Annotated in this window: 14 protein-coding genes, 1 pseudogene and 1 riboswitch; of the genes and pseudogenes, 6 read left to right on the forward strand and 9 right to left on the reverse strand. The window is 61.4% G+C overall.

Annotated features, from left to right (window positions below; translation table 11 throughout):
- Positions 1-164 precede the first annotated feature (164 nt).
- From PSEUDOMOFG3G_RS27030 to ahcY, 4 genes and pseudogenes are all read right to left on the reverse strand, one after another.
- Positions 165-2030, reverse strand: coding sequence for a DEAD/DEAH box helicase (locus PSEUDOMOFG3G_RS27030; protein ID WP_047230429.1), 1866 nt, complete (start codon positions 2028-2030; stop codon positions 165-167).
- Positions 2031-2291: 261 nt separating this feature from the next.
- Positions 2292-3073: pseudogene (locus tag PSEUDOMOFG3G_RS27035) on the reverse strand (substrate-binding periplasmic protein).
- A gap of 133 nt (positions 3074-3206) precedes the next feature.
- The gene (gene metF, locus PSEUDOMOFG3G_RS27040; RefSeq protein ID WP_047230426.1) at positions 3207-4052 is read right to left on the reverse strand and encodes a methylenetetrahydrofolate reductase [NAD(P)H]; all 846 of its coding nucleotides are present in this window, start codon (positions 4050-4052) and stop codon (positions 3207-3209) included.
- A gap of 180 nt (positions 4053-4232) precedes the next feature.
- Complete coding sequence (gene ahcY, locus PSEUDOMOFG3G_RS27045) at positions 4233-5642, reverse strand: adenosylhomocysteinase (RefSeq protein WP_076383373.1); 1410 nt, start codon at positions 5640-5642, stop codon at positions 4233-4235.
- A gap of 23 nt (positions 5643-5665) precedes the next feature.
- A riboswitch (S-adenosyl-L-homocysteine riboswitch) is annotated at positions 5666-5772 on the reverse strand.
- A gap of 191 nt (positions 5773-5963) precedes the next feature.
- On the opposite strand from ahcY, the gene PSEUDOMOFG3G_RS27050 reads away from it, so the two are divergent.
- On the forward strand, positions 5964-6368 hold the full coding sequence (locus PSEUDOMOFG3G_RS27050) for an acyl-CoA thioesterase (protein ID WP_139048958.1): 405 nt from the start codon (positions 5964-5966) through the stop codon (positions 6366-6368).
- A gap of 203 nt (positions 6369-6571) precedes the next feature.
- On the forward strand, positions 6572-7453 hold the full coding sequence (locus PSEUDOMOFG3G_RS27055) for a formate/nitrite transporter family protein (RefSeq protein WP_047230423.1): 882 nt from the start codon (positions 6572-6574) through the stop codon (positions 7451-7453).
- On the opposite strand, the gene PSEUDOMOFG3G_RS27060 is transcribed toward PSEUDOMOFG3G_RS27055, so the two are convergent.
- Positions 7404-8573: an MFS transporter gene (locus PSEUDOMOFG3G_RS27060; RefSeq protein WP_139048959.1), complete on the reverse strand. Its 1170-nt coding sequence runs from the start codon at positions 8571-8573 to the stop codon at positions 7404-7406. The genes PSEUDOMOFG3G_RS27055 and PSEUDOMOFG3G_RS27060 overlap by 50 nt on opposite strands.
- Before the next feature lie 196 nt (positions 8574-8769).
- Between PSEUDOMOFG3G_RS27060 and PSEUDOMOFG3G_RS27065 the strand changes: the two genes are divergently transcribed.
- Both PSEUDOMOFG3G_RS27065 and PSEUDOMOFG3G_RS27070 read left to right on the forward strand, forming a co-directional pair.
- A complete protein-coding gene (locus PSEUDOMOFG3G_RS27065; RefSeq protein WP_139048960.1) occupies positions 8770-9603 on the forward strand; it encodes an EamA family transporter in 834 nt (277 codons plus the stop codon).
- 51 nt (positions 9604-9654) lie between these two features.
- Positions 9655-10038 (forward strand): MAPEG family protein, encoded by a 384-nt coding sequence (locus PSEUDOMOFG3G_RS27070; RefSeq protein ID WP_047230420.1) that lies wholly within the window; start codon positions 9655-9657, stop codon positions 10036-10038.
- 153 nt (positions 10039-10191) lie between these two features.
- Here PSEUDOMOFG3G_RS27070 and PSEUDOMOFG3G_RS27075 read toward each other — a convergent pair whose 3' ends face one another.
- Positions 10192-11376 carry a murein transglycosylase A gene (locus PSEUDOMOFG3G_RS27075; RefSeq protein WP_139048961.1) on the reverse strand — a complete coding sequence of 395 codons (1185 nt, stop codon included), beginning with the start codon at positions 11374-11376 and terminating at the stop codon, positions 10192-10194.
- 123 nt (positions 11377-11499) lie between these two features.
- Here PSEUDOMOFG3G_RS27075 and PSEUDOMOFG3G_RS27080 point away from each other — a divergent pair, with 123 nt between their 5' ends.
- Positions 11500-11949 (forward strand): cytochrome c, encoded by a 450-nt coding sequence (locus tag PSEUDOMOFG3G_RS27080; protein WP_047230418.1) that lies wholly within the window; start codon positions 11500-11502, stop codon positions 11947-11949.
- Between the two features lie 74 nt (positions 11950-12023).
- Here PSEUDOMOFG3G_RS27080 and PSEUDOMOFG3G_RS27085 read toward each other — a convergent pair whose 3' ends face one another.
- Complete coding sequence (locus PSEUDOMOFG3G_RS27085) at positions 12024-12419, reverse strand: DUF1090 domain-containing protein (protein WP_047230417.1); 396 nt, start codon at positions 12417-12419, stop codon at positions 12024-12026.
- Between the two features lie 88 nt (positions 12420-12507).
- Positions 12508-14181 (reverse strand): NAD-dependent DNA ligase LigB, encoded by a 1674-nt coding sequence (gene ligB / locus PSEUDOMOFG3G_RS27090; protein ID WP_139048962.1) that lies wholly within the window; start codon positions 14179-14181, stop codon positions 12508-12510.
- A 207-nt stretch (positions 14182-14388) separates the two neighbouring features.
- Between ligB and PSEUDOMOFG3G_RS27095 the strand changes: the two genes are divergently transcribed.
- The gene (locus tag PSEUDOMOFG3G_RS27095) at positions 14389-15009 is read left to right on the forward strand and encodes a LysE family translocator (protein WP_139048963.1); all 621 of its coding nucleotides are present in this window, start codon (positions 14389-14391) and stop codon (positions 15007-15009) included.
- 141 nt (positions 15010-15150) lie between these two features.
- On the opposite strand, the gene metK is transcribed toward PSEUDOMOFG3G_RS27095, so the two are convergent.
- Positions 15151-16341: a methionine adenosyltransferase gene (gene metK, locus PSEUDOMOFG3G_RS27100; protein WP_047230414.1), complete on the reverse strand. Its 1191-nt coding sequence runs from the start codon at positions 16339-16341 to the stop codon at positions 15151-15153.
- Positions 16342-16357 lie beyond the last annotated feature (16 nt).

A 16357-nucleotide genomic window follows, 5' to 3' on the forward strand; every position in this document is an offset into this window, starting at 1 on the left:
TGTGGGAGCGAGCCTGCTCGCGATTGCGGTGGTTCAGCCAGTACAGAGGTTGACTGACCCATGGCAATCGCGAGCAGGCTCGCTCCCACAAGGTGAAGTTGGCGTCACCTAAAAAAAATGCCCCTGATCGCGAGATCAGGGGCATTTTTACGGCTTGGAGAAACTCAGCGATTGCGGGTCAGCAGTGCCGGCTTCTCGCCCCGTGGACGGCTTGGCAGTTGATCCAGCTGTTCAGGCGTCGGGAATCGATCGATCTTCGACTCCTTGTGCATGATCTTCGGCTGGTTACCACGAGGGGCTTGCACGGCAGGTTCCTGACGAGGCTGCTCGTCACGTGCCGGGCGGCGAGGGCGGGAGTCTTCGCGGCGGGCCTGGCCGTCACGAGGTGCGCCGTTGCGCGGGCCGCTGCGCTTGGCCGGCGGGGTGCCGGTGGACGAGCCGTTGCTGTTGCGCGGGCCGTTCTGACGCCCCTGGGATTGGCCACGAGGAGCACCTGCGCCCGCCGCGCCCTGTGCCGGTGCGCCAGGACGACGTCCGCGACCCTGGGCGGGTTTCTGCTGCGGCACGTAATCGACGCGGTTGCCGAAGTTATCGATATCGTCGTCCAGGAACTCGTCCGGTGCGCGATCGGCAGCGGCACGTGGTGCCGGGCGCTGCTGTTCACGGGCCGGGGTACCTTCGCGAGGCTTGTGCTCGCGAGCCGGGCGTTCGCCGCGACTGGTGCTGGCCGATTTTTCCTTGCCCTTGTCCTTGCCTTTGTCTTTACGGCCGCCGCCACCACCGCCGCCGCCATTTGGACCGTCACCGCGAGGGCCACGGGCATTGCGTGGGTTGCGCACGTCCGGACGTTCACGCACTTCAGGCTTCTCGGCCTCGATGGTGCTGGCATCGAAGCCCATCAGGTCGCCATCGGCGATTTTCTGCTTGGTCATGCGCTCGATGCTTTTGAGCAGTTTCTCTTCGTCCGGCGCGACCAGCGAGATCGCTTCGCCCGAACGGCCGGCCCGGCCAGTACGGCCGATACGGTGTACGTAGTCTTCATCGACGTTCGGCAACTCGAAGTTGACCACGTGGGGCAACTGGTCGATGTCCAGACCGCGAGCGGCGATGTCGGTGGCAACCAGAATGCGCACTTCGCCGGCCTTGAAGTCGGCCAGGGCCTTGGTGCGGGCGTTCTGGCTCTTGTTACCGTGGATCGCCACGGCCGGCAGGCCATGCTTGTCCAGGTACTCGGCCAGACGGTTGGCGCCGTGCTTGGTGCGGGTGAACACCAGGACCTGTTCCCAGGCGCCGGCGGTAATCAGGTGCGCCAACAGGGCACGCTTGTGGCTGGCCGCCAGGCGGAACACACGTTGTTCGATGCGCTCGACCGTGGTGTTTGGCGGTGTGACTTCAATGCGTTCCGGGTTGTGCAGCAGCTTGCCGGCCAGGTCGGTGATGTCCTTGGAGAACGTCGCCGAGAACAGCAGGTTCTGACGCTTGGCGGGCAGGCGGGCCAGCACTTTCTTCACGTCATGGACAAAGCCCATGTCGAGCATGCGGTCGGCTTCGTCCAGCACGAGGATTTCCACGTGGGACAGATCGACGCTGCCCTGGCCGGCCAAGTCGAGCAAACGACCCGGACAGGCCACCAGCACGTCGACGCCACGGGCCATGGCCTGGACCTGAGGGTTCATGCCAACGCCGCCGAAAATGCAGGCACTGACGAATTTCAGGTCGCGAGCATAGATCTTGAAGCTCTCGTGTACCTGGGCCGCCAGTTCGCGGGTTGGGGTCAGGACCAGGACGCGCGGTTGGCGCGGGCCGTGACGCTGGGATTTGTCTGGGTGACCGTTGGGGAAAAGCCGCTCCAGGATAGGGAGGGCAAAACCACCGGTTTTACCAGTGCCTGTCTGCGCCGCGACCATCAGATCGCGACCTTGCAACACGGCGGGGATGGCCCGCTGTTGCACCGGGGTAGGCTGGGTGTAGCCGGCAGCCTCGATGGCGCGGACTAAAGCCTCGGAGAGACCGAGGGAAGCAAAGGACATGAGTAATCCTGTTTTAGTGAGGGCCTGGCCCAATGGGATAGTCTTGCCGGGCGCGAATGACGTTCAACAAAAAGACGTCATCCCGTCCGGTCCTGCCGAGTCTGGAAGGCAGGTCCGGACAGGGCTCGCGCGGGCTGGAAGCTGCGCTGTAGCGGTGTCGGGATGCCTTTTGCAAGACCGGGCGTCCGGGCGTGAGCCTGGCGGGAAGGCCGGAGTATAACAGAGCAAACGCCGCGCGCCGCTTTCCTGCTGCTCAACGGTTTATTTCAACGCTGCACCGGGCTGGACGGTTCGGTCCTGGCAGACGGAACGGCGCCATAGCGGGCGATCAGCTCGGCATAGGCCGGTTCGCGCTTGAAGCGCTTGAGTTCGGCGCTGAAGCGCTGCACCAGCAGATCCATCCCGGCGTTGCGCCGCACCGCCAGGTATTGGCTTTGACGGCTCACAACCACGGGGTTTTCGGTGATCTGGTCGCCCAGTTGCATTTGCTTGAGTACGTGCCGACCCACCCGGCGGTCGGTGATGAGCAGGTCAATCCGGCCCAGTTGCAACTTGCCGAAGTTGGCTTCATGGGTGGGTGCCGTCTCACGTTTGAACAGGGTCGACTCACTGAAGGCCTGGCTGTACAGATAGCCGGGCGAGGTGCCCACGGTCAGGCCGCCCAAGTCATCCAGCGTGCGAAAAGGATGGGGGCGGGCGTTGGCGTAGAACATCACGAACTCCACGTCCGAAAGCGGTTCGCTGGGGTAAAGCAGCATGGCGTCGCGTTCGTTGCTGTGGAAAATGTCCAGCGCACCGTCCGCCAGGCCCTGCTCAAGCATCGCCAGGCAACGTTTCCACGGCAGCAGTTGCCATTGCACATCAATGCCCAGGCGCTTGAACACAATGGCGGTGGTTTCGTAGTCGAGTCCCAGCACCTGGCCGTTCTCTTCGTAGACATAAGGCGCCCAGGGTTCGGTGACAATGCGCAGCTTCTCGGCCCGGGCATCCATGCTCAGGTACAGGAGGACAAAGGTGGTCAGTAACCGGGTGATGAAGGGCATGGCCTGAGGTTACGACGAGAGCTCATCAAATAGCTAGAGCCCTCTGGCCCGCGGTCTGGTCGTCTTTCGACATAGGACGAACGAAAAAGCCTTGGTTTTCGCCAAGGCTTTTATACACCGCCGAACTAAGTCATTAACGCGGCAGCTTGAGGTTATTCCATACCGCGAGGCTGGGCTCGGCCTGGTTCAGGGTATAGAAATGCAGCCCCGGTGCCCCGCCTTGTAACAAGCGTTCACACATTTGTGTGATGACTTGCTCTCCGAAGCTTTGGATGCTGGATGTGTCGTCGCCGTAGGCTTCCAGCTGCTTGCGGATCCAGCGTGGGATTTCTGCCCCGCAGGCGTCGGAAAAACGCGCGAGTTTGCTGTAGTTGGTGATTGGCATGATCCCCGGCACGACAGGAATGTCGACGCCCATCTTGCGTACGCGGTCGACAAAGTAGAAGTAGCTGTCAGCGTTGAAGAAGTACTGGGTGATCGCGCTGTTGGCGCCGGCGTTGGCCTTGCGTACGAAGTTGAGCAGGTCGTCTTCGAAGTTGCGTGCCTGGGGGTGCATCTCTGGGTAGGCCGCCACTTCGATATGGAAGTGCTCACCGGTTTCTTCACGAATGAATTCAACCAGGTCGTTGGCGTGGCGCAGTTCGCCGCTCGCCATGCCCATACCCGAGGGCAGGTCACCGCGCAGGGCCACGATACGGGTGATGCCGGCAGCCTTGTACTGGCTCAACAGGCTGCGCAGATCGGCTTTGCTGTCACCCACGCAGGACAGGTGCGGGGCGGCGGGGATTTTGACTTCACTTTCGAGCTGCAACACGGTGTTGATCGTGCGGTCACGGGTCGAACCGCCAGCGCCATAGGTGCAGGAGAAGAAGTCGGGGTTGTAACTCGCCAACTGACGGGCAGTGGCGATCAGTTTTTCATGCCCAGCATCGGTCTTCGTCGGGAAGAACTCGAAGCTGTAGCGACGGTCTTGGGACATGGTCATATCCTTGGAAACTCGTAGGCCGGTGAGGCTTGCATATCCCTTCTGGAAGCGGACTCATGTGGGAGCGAGCCTGCTCGCGATTGGCATCACCTCGGTCTGACAGTCAGATCAAGGTGTCTGCATCGCGAGCAGGCTCGCTCCCACAGGTCCGCTCCACCAAGGAGGCAGCGCCGATCAGTAGCGGTAAGCGTGCGGCTTGAACGGGCCTTCGACGGTCACGCCGATGTAGTCAGCCTGTTGCTTGGTCAGTTTGGTGACCACGCCGCCGAAACCGCGGACCATTTCCAGGGCCACTTCTTCGTCGAGTTTCTTGGGCAGCACTTCCACGGTCAGGCGCTCGGCTTTCTGGGCTGGCGACAGGTCGGCGTATTTCTGGCCGAACAGGAAAATCTGCGCCAGGACCTGGTTGGCAAACGAGCCGTCCATGATGCGGCTTGGGTGGCCGGTGGCGTTGCCCAGGTTTACCAGACGGCCTTCGGCCAGCAGGATCAGGTAGTCATCGTTCTGTGGGTCGAAGCTGCCGGCGCCGGTGCGATGCACCTTGTGGACCTGTGGCTTCACTTCTTCCCATGCCCAGTTCTTGCGCATGAAAGCGGTGTCGATTTCATTGTCGAAGTGGCCGATGTTGCAGACCACGGCGCGCTTTTTCAGGGCCTTGAGCATGTTCGCGTCGCAGACATTGACGTTACCGGTGGTGGTCACGATCAAGTCGATCTTGCCCAGCAGCGCTTTGTCGATGCTTGCTTCGGTGCCATCGTTGTTACCGTCGATGAATGGCGAAACCAGCTCGAAGCCGTCCATGCAGGCCTGCATGGCGCAGATCGGGTCGACTTCGGACACCTTGACGATCATGCCTTCCTGGCGCAGGGACTGAGCCGAGCCCTTGCCCACGTCACCGTAGCCGATGACCAGCGCCTGCTTGCCCGACAGCAGGTGGTCGGTACCGCGCTTGATGGCGTCGTTGAGGCTGTGACGGCAGCCGTACTTGTTGTCGTTCTTGCTCTTGGTCACCGAGTCGTTGACGTTGATGGCCGGGATCTTCAGTTCGCCCTTGGCCAGCATGTCCAGCAGGCGGTGTACGCCGGTGGTGGTCTCTTCGGTCACGCCGTGGACGTTGTCCAGTACGGCTGGGTATTTCTTGTGCAGCAGTTCGGTCAGGTCGCCGCCGTCGTCAAGAATCATGTTGGTGGCCCATGGCTGGCCATCCTTGAGGATGGTCTGCTCCAGGCACCATTCGTATTCCTCTTCGGTCTCGCCCTTCCAGGCAAATACCGGGATACCGGCAGCGGCAATGGCGGCAGCGGCCTGGTCCTGGGTCGAGAAGATGTTGCAGGACGACCAACGCACTTCCGCACCCAGGGCAACCAGGGTTTCGATCAGCACGGCGGTCTGAATGGTCATGTGGATGCAGCCGAGGATCTTCGCGCCCTTGAGCGGTTGCTCGCCGGCGTATTTGCGACGCAGACCCATCAGGGCTGGCATTTCGGATTCGGCGATGATGATTTCGCGACGACCCCAGGCAGCCAGGGACATGTCAGCGACTTTGTAATCGGTAAAATCTGCAGGCGTGATAACAGCGCTCATGAAGAGCCTCCATTCGTAATGTATGCGAATGGGCGCCGTTGTGCGTTTAGTGTCCGTGCGGGGTGCCCCGTACAAACAACGCCCCATCCGAGCCTGACAGGTCGAACCTGCTGCAGCGCCCCTCGGACAGGTGGCGGGAACGGTCCAAAGCGAGGACCGAGGTAAAGCGGTGGCGATTATAACGGGCTAATCGGATCTTCCAAAGGGTTTCTGTCGGCAAATCAAAATTGCCGATGATCGTTATTGGGACCCCGACATAGAGCCACGCTGCCCGGTCTGCCATGATGCAGGCATCCATCGGCCAGACGCTCAGGAGTGAACATGAATTTCCACACCCGCAAGTGGGTCAAGCCCGAAGACCTCAACCCCAACGGCACGCTGTTTGGCGGCAGTCTGTTGCGCTGGATCGACGAGGAAGCGGCGATCTATGCCATTGTCCAGCTCGGCAACCAGCGTGTGGTTACCAAATACATCTCCGAAATCAACTTCGTCAGCGCTTCGCGCCAGGGCGACATCATCGAACTGGGCATCACCGCCACCGAATTCGGCCGCACCTCGATCACCCTGACCTGCGAAGTGCGCAACAAGATCACCCGTAAAAGCATCCTCACCGTGGAGAAGATGGTCTTCGTCAATCTTGGGGAAGATGGCCTGCCGGCGCCGCACGGCCGGACCGAGATCAGGTACGTCAAGGATCAGTTTCAGGACGATATTGCCGGTGCGTGAGATCGACGGCGTCGCCGATCGCGAGCAGGCTCGCTCCCACATGGACTTGCGGTCGATCGCAGCATTGTTGTCTACCACCCATCCCTTGTGGGAGTGAGCCTGCTCGCGACGGCAGTGCTACAAGCGCCTGGATTTCATCCGCCACTGAACAGCTCTGAAGGCCGCGTGTCGTAGGTACATCACGCCACCGGTTCAGGAGCTCCATGGACACTCGTAAAGACGGCAAGACACCTGATCTTTCGGCACAGGAAAAGCACGAAGTCGACCGCAATCAGCCACCGCGGGCCGCAGTGCTGCATGAAATTATCCGTACCCAGGGCAATCAGGAACTGGAGCGCAGTGTCGCCGCGCTTTGGTGGTCGGCCCTGGCCGCCGGGTTGACCATGGGCCTGTCGCTGATGGCGATGGGGCTGCTCAATTCCCGCTTGCCCGAGGGTGAAGCCTTCAAGGTGATCGCCAGCTTCGGCTACTGCGCCGGTTTTCTCGCGGTGATTCTTGCCCGCCAGCAGTTGTTCACCGAAAACACCTTGACCGCCGTGCTGCCCATCATGAGCAAACCCACCTTGGGCAACTTCGGCCGTCTGTTCCGCCTGTGGGGTGTGGTGCTGGTGGGCAACTTGTGCGGGACCTTGCTGGTGGCCTATGTGATGCTGCATCTGCCGATTTTCGACCGCCGCACCGATATGGCTTTTCTGGAGATCGGTCGCAAGGTCATGGAAAACGACACCGGCCAGATGTTCGCCAAGGGCATCATTTCAGGCTGGATGATCGCCACCATGGTCTGGATGATCCCGTCCATGGAGAGCGCCAAGATGTGGATCATCATCCTCATCACCTACCTGATGGCGCTTGGGGATTTCACCCACATTGTCGTCGGCTCGGCCGAAGTGTCCTATCTGGTGTTCGCCGGCCAGCTGTCGTGGGAGGACTTCTGGATGGTGTTTGCCGGGCCGACCCTTGCAGGGAACATCATTGGTGGCAGTTTCATCTTTGCGCTGCTGAGTCATGCCCAGGTGCGGAGCGAGACCGGCCAGCCTAGTCGGCCACACCCACCAGGGCGTCCTGACGACGCTGACGATAAATAAAATACAGTGCTGTCAACACGGTCAGCCCGCCCACCAGAGCGCCGGTCCATGGCAGGTCCGCCAGGTCGGCGCCGCTGGCCACCACCAGGCCGCCAATCCACGCACCCGCCGCGTTGCCAAGGTTGAACGCGCTCTGGTTCAGGGTCGAGCCCAGGTTTGGCGCTTCTTGGGCCTGGTCGATGATCAGCAATTGCAGGATCGGACACAGTGCGAAGGCGAACACACCCCATAGGACCAGGGTAATAGCTGCAGGAACCACCGACCGGCTGGTCTGGCTGAACGCGGCCAGCACCAGCACCACTGCCAGGGCCATGGCTACCAGCGAAGGCAGCAGGCGCCGGTCCGCCAGCCGTCCGCCGAGGAAACTGCCCGCTGTCAGGCCGACACCGAACAGCAGCAGCATGAGCGTGATGCCGTGGGGGCTGACTCCCGTGATGTCCTGCAGGATCGGCGCGATGTAGGTGAACACGCTGAACAGGCTGGTGGAGGCCAGCACGCTCATGCCCAGGGCCAGCAACACGTTGGCCTTGCCCAGCACTCTGAACTCGCTGGCCAGATTGGCCTTCTCCATGGGAATTTCCCGGGGTAGCCAGACCCATTGGGCAATGGCGGCAATGATCCCGATGACCGACACCGCCCAGAAGGTCGAGCGCCAGCCGGCATATTGGCCCAACGCAGTGCCCAAGGGCACGCCCAGCACATTGGCCAGGGTCAGTCCTGTGAACATCATCGCAATGGCCTGGGCCCGTTTGTTCGGTGCCACCAGTCCGGCCGCGACCACCGAGCCGATCCCGAAGAATGCCCCGTGGCACAGTGCGGTGATGACCCGGGCGGCCATCAGCGTGGCGTAGTTCGGCGCCAGGGCGCAGAGCACGTTGCCGACGATGAACATCAGCGTCATGCCCAGCAGCGTTGCCTTGCGCGGCATGTTGGCGGTGCCGATGGCCAGGATCGGCGCGCCGAACACCACGCCCAGGGCGTACCCGGTAATCAGCAGCCCGGCCTGGGGAATGCTCACGGCCAGGTCACGGGCGACATCGGGCAACAGCCCCATGATGACGAATTCGGTGGTGCCGATGCCAAAAGCGGCGACGGCCAAAGCAAGCAAGGCGAGTGGCATGCGCAAGGTCTCTGTCTGTAGTCTTGACGCTCTGATCAGGCATACGCATGCCGATGCGCCGGTTCGGATGAAACGGGGCAGCAGCAAAATCATTGGAATTGGTTTATGCGCAACTGAGTGCGGCGTGGTCGTTTGCAGTATAAACGGCCGCTGATGGATGGCGAATCAATTCTCTGGACGCAATAAGGAGCTTGCTGTGCTGGCAACGGCCTTGGTATTGGTCGCCGCGCTGTTGCATGCGGCATGGAATACGCTGATCAAGTTCAGTGGCGAGCGTTCGCTGGTGGTAGCGTGCATGGACAGCGTCGCGTTGCTGTTCGTGGTGCTGGTGCTGGGCTTTGTGGCGTTGCCACCGCTGGAGATCTGGCCGTGGATCCTGGCGTCGGCGGCATTCGAGCTGTTGTACCGCTATCTGTTGATCCAGGCGTATCGGGTGGGTGACCTGGGGCTGGTCTATCCGCTGATGCGTGGTCTGTCGCCATTGGTGGTGCTGGCTTTGACGTTGATCTTCGCCGGAGAAGTGCTGACAACCCATCAGATCATCGGCATCTTGCTGATCCCGTTCGGCATGCTGTGCCTGTTGTGGCAGGGCGGTGGTGGCGAACGGTTGCCCTGGTCGATGCTACCGGTGGTGGCGCTGATCGGCCTGTGCATCGGCTGCTACACCTTTATTGACGGCCATGCCCTGCGGCGCTGGCCCCGGCCACTGGATTACCTGGCCTGGGTCACGCTGCTCAGTGCCTGGCCCTTTCCGTTGCTGGCGCTGGTGCGCAAACGACCTGCGTTCATGCTGTTCTGGCGTGAACAGTGGCGGCTGGGGTTGGCGGTCGGGTTTTGCGTATTGTTGAGCTACGCTCTGGTGCTGTGGGCCATGCAACTGGGCTCGATTGCCGAAGCGGCTGCGCTGCGGGAGATCAGCGTGATCCTGGTAGTCTTGTTTGGCATGCGCTACCTGAAAGAACCTTTCGGCCGGCCGCGGCTCTTAGCCTGCGGGCTGGTGCTGATTGGCATGTTGGTGATGAAATTCTGACCAGTGCCTCGATTCTTGTTTTTCTATAACACTCAAAGAAGGAACTGCTTCATGACGGTTGCCCTGTGGTGCATTTTGATTGCCTTTCTCCTGCCTTACCTGTGCATTGCGATCGCCAAGGCCGGTGGAAAGTACCGGTTGAGCGACAACCACGACCCTCGGGATTTTCTGGACTCGCTCGAAGGAGCCCCCCGGCGTGCATACGCCGCGCAACTGAACAGCTTTGAAATCGCCCCGTTTTTCGCCGCTGCCGTGATCGTCGCGCACCTGGCCGGCAATGCCGAGCTTGTGACCATCAACGTGCTGGCGGTGCTGTTTATCACCAGTCGTCTGCTGTACATCATCTGCTATCTGGCGGACTGGGCGATCTTGCGTTCGCTGGTGTGGTTCGTGGGGGTAGGGTTGGTGTTGAGTTTCTTCTTCGTTTCGGTCTGAGCCTGGCGGTTGAGTCCCGTTGTCTGTGCTGGCCCCATCGCGAGCAGGCTCGCTCCCACAGTCGATCTCCAGTGGACACATGTTTTGTGTACGACTAGATCCAATGTGGGAGCGAGCCTGCTCGCGATGGGGCCGGTACAGTCAGCCCACTTCTCAGGGATTGGCGGTGACCGTATTGGCAACCTGCGGCACCTGCGGCAATGCCATGCCCTTGGGCCACAGCATCCAGATCTGCCCTTGTTGTTTCATATCCCCGGCCAGGTTTCCTGCTGCTTCGCCAGTACCCCAGAACAGATCTGCCCGTACTTCGCCGGCAATTGCGCCGCCGGTGTCCTGAGCCGCGACCGGGCGGTTCAATGCACTGCCGTCAGGGCGGGTGGTGGACAACCACAACAGGCTTCCCAGAGGAATCACCTTGCGATCCACCGCCACGCTGTAGCCGGCGGTCAACGGCACATTCAGTGAGCCCCGTGGCCCTTCGTTGCTGTCGGGGTTGCGGTTGAAAAACACGTAGCTGGGGTTGCTGCCGAGTAATTCGGGAATCCGGTTCGGGTTGGCTTTTGCCCAGGCACTGATGGTGCCCATGGTCACCTCTTCTTTCTTCAGTTCGCCCTGTTCGACCAGCCAGCGCCCGATGGGCCGGTAGGGGTGGCCGTTCTGGTCGGCATAGCCGATGCGCAACTGGCGGCCGTCATCGAGTCGAATGCGGCCCGAGCCCTGGATTTGCAGGAATTGCAGGTTCATCGGGTCTGTCAGCCAGGCGATCACCGGCGCCTTTACCCCGTTGGTTTCGATGGTGGCCGCGTCGTCGTAGGGCTTGAGCACTCGGCCTTCGAGGCGACCGCGCAGGCGCTTGCCCTTGAGCTCGGGGTAAATACTGTCCAGCGACACGATGATCATGTCCTCCGGCACCCCGTACACCGGGATGTTAGCGCTGGCAGTCTGGGTGAGGCTGCCGGGGTAGACCGGTTCGTAGTAACCGGTAATCAGACCGTTGGGGCTGTTGTCACCCGAGCGCAGGCCGTAGACATCCAGGTTCTGCTTCAGAAAGTTGCGCACATCTACAGCGGTCAGCGGCACATTGGCCGCCGCCGCGCAGGTGGCACCCCACACCGCGTCGGCCTTGAGCCGGGTGCAGGCGCTGCGCCAGGAGCCAAAGCCCGCCAGCAGGTCCTCGTCGGACACCGATGGCAAGGCTTCCCACGGTGCGCTGACATAAGTAGCGACGGCGTGAGTCTGGGGCTCTTCGGCTTTGTCGCCGCGATTGCAACCGGCCAACAGCGCGATAAGCGGTAGGGTCAGCGCCAGGCCTTTGTGCCAGGTCTTGAAACTGTGCATGAGATTTCCTTGCCGGTCGTACGGACGCTCCAGGCGTCCAGACAACCCGTATTGATAATAGGGCTATTGGTCTTTGCCGATGACCCGAGGATACTAACCGCCGTTTCCTGCTCCGAGGCCAAGATGTTTGTAAAACGATTTTCCATGGCCGTGCTGGCCTGCCTGATGTTGTCCGCCTGTGGCGGTGTCGATCCCAATTCCCCGCTGGGCCAACGCAAAGCGATCTTCAAGCAGATGCTCAAGACCAACGAAGAGCTCGGTGGCATGCTGCGCGGTCGCATCCCGTTCGACGGCCCGCGCTTTGCCGAGGGCGCGGTGCAACTTGATCAACTGTCCCGCGAGCCGTGGAAGCATTTCCCGCAAGTGCGTGAAGAAGACCACACCAGTGCCCGGGATGAGGTCTGGCAAAAACAGGCGCGTTTCCAGGAACTGGCCCGCAGCCTTGAAGCCGCCACCGGTGAGTTGGTAACCGCCAGCAAGGTCCAGCCGTACAGGGCCAGCAACCTGGGGCCTGCGGTGCAGAAAGTAGAGGACGCGTGCAGTGCCTGCCATAAAGAGTTTCGGGATTATTGAGTAGGGGCAGCTGCAAGTTTTTAGCTGCAAGCTGCAAGTGTGAAGCTTGGGGCTTGCAGCTTGAAACTTGCCGCTTATTTATCCAACTCATCCACCGCTTCCTGCAACTCTTTGCGCGAAGCCGCCAGCTTGTCCTTGCGTTTGTTGATCCGCTGCGCGTCGCCTTTTTTCATGGCTTTGTCCAGATCGGCCTGACGCTGGTTTACTTCGTGCTTGGCTTCAAGAACCTTGTTTTCACGTTCCTTGCGCAGGGACGCGTCGGTGCAATGGGTGGTGACCTGGCTTAATGCTGTTTCCAGGCCGGCTTGCTGGTCTTTGTTGTCGCGGGACTTGGCCAGCTCGATTTGATTGATGATGCCCTGGCGCTTGGCTGCGCAGCCGGTGAGCTCCGGTGTTTGCTCGGCTGCCATCAGGGGGGCGGCCATAGCGCTGCATAGTGTCAGCAGTGCGATAGGAGACAGGAAATTCATAGCAACTCCGTGAAAACTCGCGAACGGTTGGTATAGATGCGCTGTTGGAGCGCATGTTTACCCCTTGGGTTCAACTGTGGGACCTGGATTAAAAACCGTCGACCCCGGCACCCCTTAGTACTTCACTTAACGCCAGCACCTGTGGGTCGCGAAAAAAAGCCCTCAATTGCGCGGCGCGTCCCGGGCCGATACCGGCTTCGGCTTGCCAATGTTCGATGTCGCGCTCGGCAAGCACCTGCCATGGCCCCTCCAGCCGGACCTCGCCAGCGGGTGGCAGGCCAAGAGCCTTGAGCCACTGCCCAAACGGACGTTGCCGGGCGCTGTGCAGGCTGTCGAGCAAGCGGGCGCTGCTGCGTTCGCCGAAGCCGGCAATGTTAGCAAGCTCGTCGGCATCGAGGGTCATCCAATCCAGCAAACCATTGAGTCGCCCGGCCGCCAGGAGTTTTTCCCAGGTGCCCGGGCCGACATGGGGCAGGGCTAAACCGTGCTTGCCGCTGAGCCAGCCCAGGCGCGCCAGAAACTGGCTTTCGCAGCCGGGTGTCGGCTGCCAGCAACTTAAAAAGTGATAATCGGCTGCCGTTGGGGCGTTCACGTCCTGGCGCTCGACACTGCGCAGCACGACGCTGTCCAGGCGCGGGATAGTCAGCCCGGCCAGGCTGATGGCGACCCGGTCGCCAGGACGGATGTCCATTTGCTCCCAGCGTTTGAGGGAGCTGACGCTCACGCGGCGGATTCGTCGGTCGTCGAGCATGACAGGTTCAAGTTCCAGCACGGGCGTGATGCGCCCAGTACGACCAATCTTGAAGCGCACGTTGCGCACCTCGGCCAGGGCCTGGGCATAGGGGTACTTCCAGGCCACGCTCCAGAACGGCGCCCGGGCTTGCCAGCGGTCGGCCGGTGGGCGGCGGCTTTGACGCAGGACGATGCCATCGCTGGCAAAGGGCAGTGGCGTGCGATACCAGTGGTTGCGCCAGTGCTCGACGTCGGCCAATGCCTGAACGGGCTGGCTGTAGCCGATGGTGTCGGCGAAGCCCAGCGCCTGCAGGGTCGCCTCCCGTTCGGGCAGCGTGGCCGGTCCGTCAGGCCAGTCCCAGACAAACAGGCCGATGTCCGCCCCTTCTTGCGCGGTCAAATTCGTGCGCGCCATCAGCCCCGCCACGGTCGCCCGGGCGTTGAGACTGCCGTTGCGGGCCTGGACATGGGCAATCAGCCGCCAGTACAGCTCACCCTGAACGACCAGGTCCAATGGCTGATTCAGCCGTTGCGGGATGGCGTTGATTTTGTGCGCAGCCCAGGTCCAGTCTTGCCCCTGGGCACCATCACCGCGGCTGATCGCCTGATGCAGGCGCCCCCCGCGATAGATCAGAGTCACGGCCACGCCATCGACTTTCGGTTGGACCCACAGGTCTTCTCGGCCTTGTAGCCACGCCTTGACCGCGTCGGCATCCTTGAGTTTGTCCAGGCCGGTGTGTGCAACCGGGTGTGGCACTTTCCCGCCCGCCGTGCGCAGGGGAAAACTGGGTGTCACAAGGTCAAAGCAGTCGCGCCAATGGCCCAGCTGGATGCGGGATTGATCGTAGAGTTCATCGGCTACCAGTGATCGGCCGAGACGGTGATAGCTGTCATCCCACGAATCGATTCGCTGTTGCAGGGCGGTGATTTCCGCCTGGGCGCGTCCGAGGGGCCAGTCGGGACAAGGCGCGGCAATGACAGGGGAGCAGATGAATATAAGACAGGCCAATAGGCGTGATAACGGCAGCATCGAAGCATCCTTGCTTGGTGGTGTGCTTGAAGGCTAGTCACTGTCACAGAAGGTGCGAGGCTGGGAGCGTTACCGGATTTTGCAGGGGGCGATAGCGAAGTCGTGGCGGTACAGTGCAGCGTGATTTGGTTGCGCAACTGTGCCTTGAACCCATCAGGGGCGAGTGCAGAATGGGGGCTCGATCCGCTCTGCCAGGCGTGCATCCCTATGGACCTGACGACCCTCGCTGTTTTCATCCCGGCCTGCTTCGCGCTGAACATGGCGCCGGGGCCGAATAACCTGCTGTCCATCAGCAACGCCTCGCGTTATGGCTTCGTCCGGGCGTGCAGCGGTGGCATTGGCCGGTTGCTGGCGTTTGCACTCATGATTGCCCTGGCAGCGGTGGGATTGACCGCTGTGCTGCATACCTCGGAACTGTTGTTCCTGGGGATCAAGTTCGTGGGTGCCGCTTATCTGTTCTACCTTGCCGTGCAATTGTGGCGGGCGCAGCCAGAAACCGGAGCTGAAACGGCGGTCACTTCGATGAGCGTGACCCGCCTGGCACGCCAGGAGTTTCTGGTGGCGATCGGCAACCCGAAGGCGATCCTGTTGTTCACCGCCTTCCTGCCGCAGTTCGTCGACCGCGCCAGCACTGTCACCCAGCAGTTCGCCGTGCTGGGCGGCCTGTTCCTGGCGTTGGAGTGCATTGCCATCGGGTTGTATTGCTACATGGGGATTTATGCGCGGCGGCTGTTTGCCCGGCCGAGCGGCAAACGTCTGTTCAATCGCCTGTGTGCGGGGCTGCTGGCCAGTGCGGCTTCGTTCTTGCTGGTGGCGCGACGGTCCTGAAGTCGATGGTCCCTTGCTCCCACAGATAAGTGCCCAAGCGACAAATCCTTGCATGGCTTAAACCCCCCTGAATGGGTATGAGCCGGACATGAAAAAGCCCCTGACGACCCAGTCGCCAGGGGCTTTTCGTACCCGCAGTTTTTACAGGCCGGCAGCGGCGCGCAGGGCGTCGGCGCGGTCGGTTTTTTCCCAGGTGAAGGTGGTGAAGGTGTCGTCACCGACCGTCTTGGTCTGCGGCGTACGACCGAAGTGGCCGTAGGCGGCAGTGTCCTGGTACATCGGGTGCAGCAGGTCGAGCATGGTGGTGATGGCGTACGGACGCAGGTCGAACACTTCACGAACCAGCTTGATGATCTTGTCATCGCCGATCTTGCCGGTGCCGAAGGTGTTCAGCGAGATCGAGGTAGGCTGAGCAACGCCGATGGCATAGGAAACCTGGATCTCGCAGCGCTCGGCCAGGCCGGCGGCCACGATGTTCTTGGCCACATAACGACCGGCATAGGCTGCCGAACGGTCGACCTTCGATGGATCCTTGCCGGAGAACGCGCCACCGCCGTGACGGGCCATGCCGCCGTAGCTGTCGACGATGATCTTGCGACCGGTCAGGCCACAGTCGCCTACCGGGCCACCGATGATGAACTGGCCGGTCGGGTTGATGTGGAACTGGGTGTCCTTGGACAGCAGCTCGGCAGGCAGTACGTGCTTGACGATCAGCTCCATCACGCCTTCACGCAGGTCTTTATAGGACACTTCGGGGTTGTGCTGGGTCGACAGTACGACGGCATCGATACCGACAACCTTGCCGCCTTCGTAACGGCAAGTCACCTGAGACTTGGCATCCGGGCGCAGCCAAGGCAGCAGGCCGGATTTACGGGCTTCAGCCTGGCGTTGAACCAACTGGTGCGAGAAGGTGATCGGTGCTGGCATCAGCACGTCGGTCTCGTTGCTGGCGTAGCCGAACATCAGGCCCTGGTCGCCGGCACCCTGGTCTTCAGGCTTGGCGCGGTCAACACCCTGGTTGATGTCGGGGGACTGCTTGCCGATGATGTTCATCACGCCGCAGGTCGCGCCATCGAAGCCGACGTCGGAGCTGTTGTAGCCAATGCCCAGGATGACGTCACGGACGATCTGTTCCAGGTCGACCCAGGCTGAAGTGGTGACTTCGCCAGCGATGATCGCCACGCCCGTTTTCACCAGAGTTTCGCACGCCACGCGGGCGAACTTGTCTTCAGCAATGATGGCGTCCAGCACCGCATCAGAAATCTGGTCGGCGATTTTGTCCGGATGCCCTTCAGACACGGACTCGGAGGTGAAAAGGGAGTATTCGCTCATCTCGATGTTTTCCTAC

The sequence above is a fragment of the Pseudomonas sp. FG-3G genome (assembly GCF_901007645.1).
GTDB classification, from domain to species: domain Bacteria; phylum Pseudomonadota; class Gammaproteobacteria; order Pseudomonadales; family Pseudomonadaceae; genus Aquipseudomonas; species Aquipseudomonas rhizophila.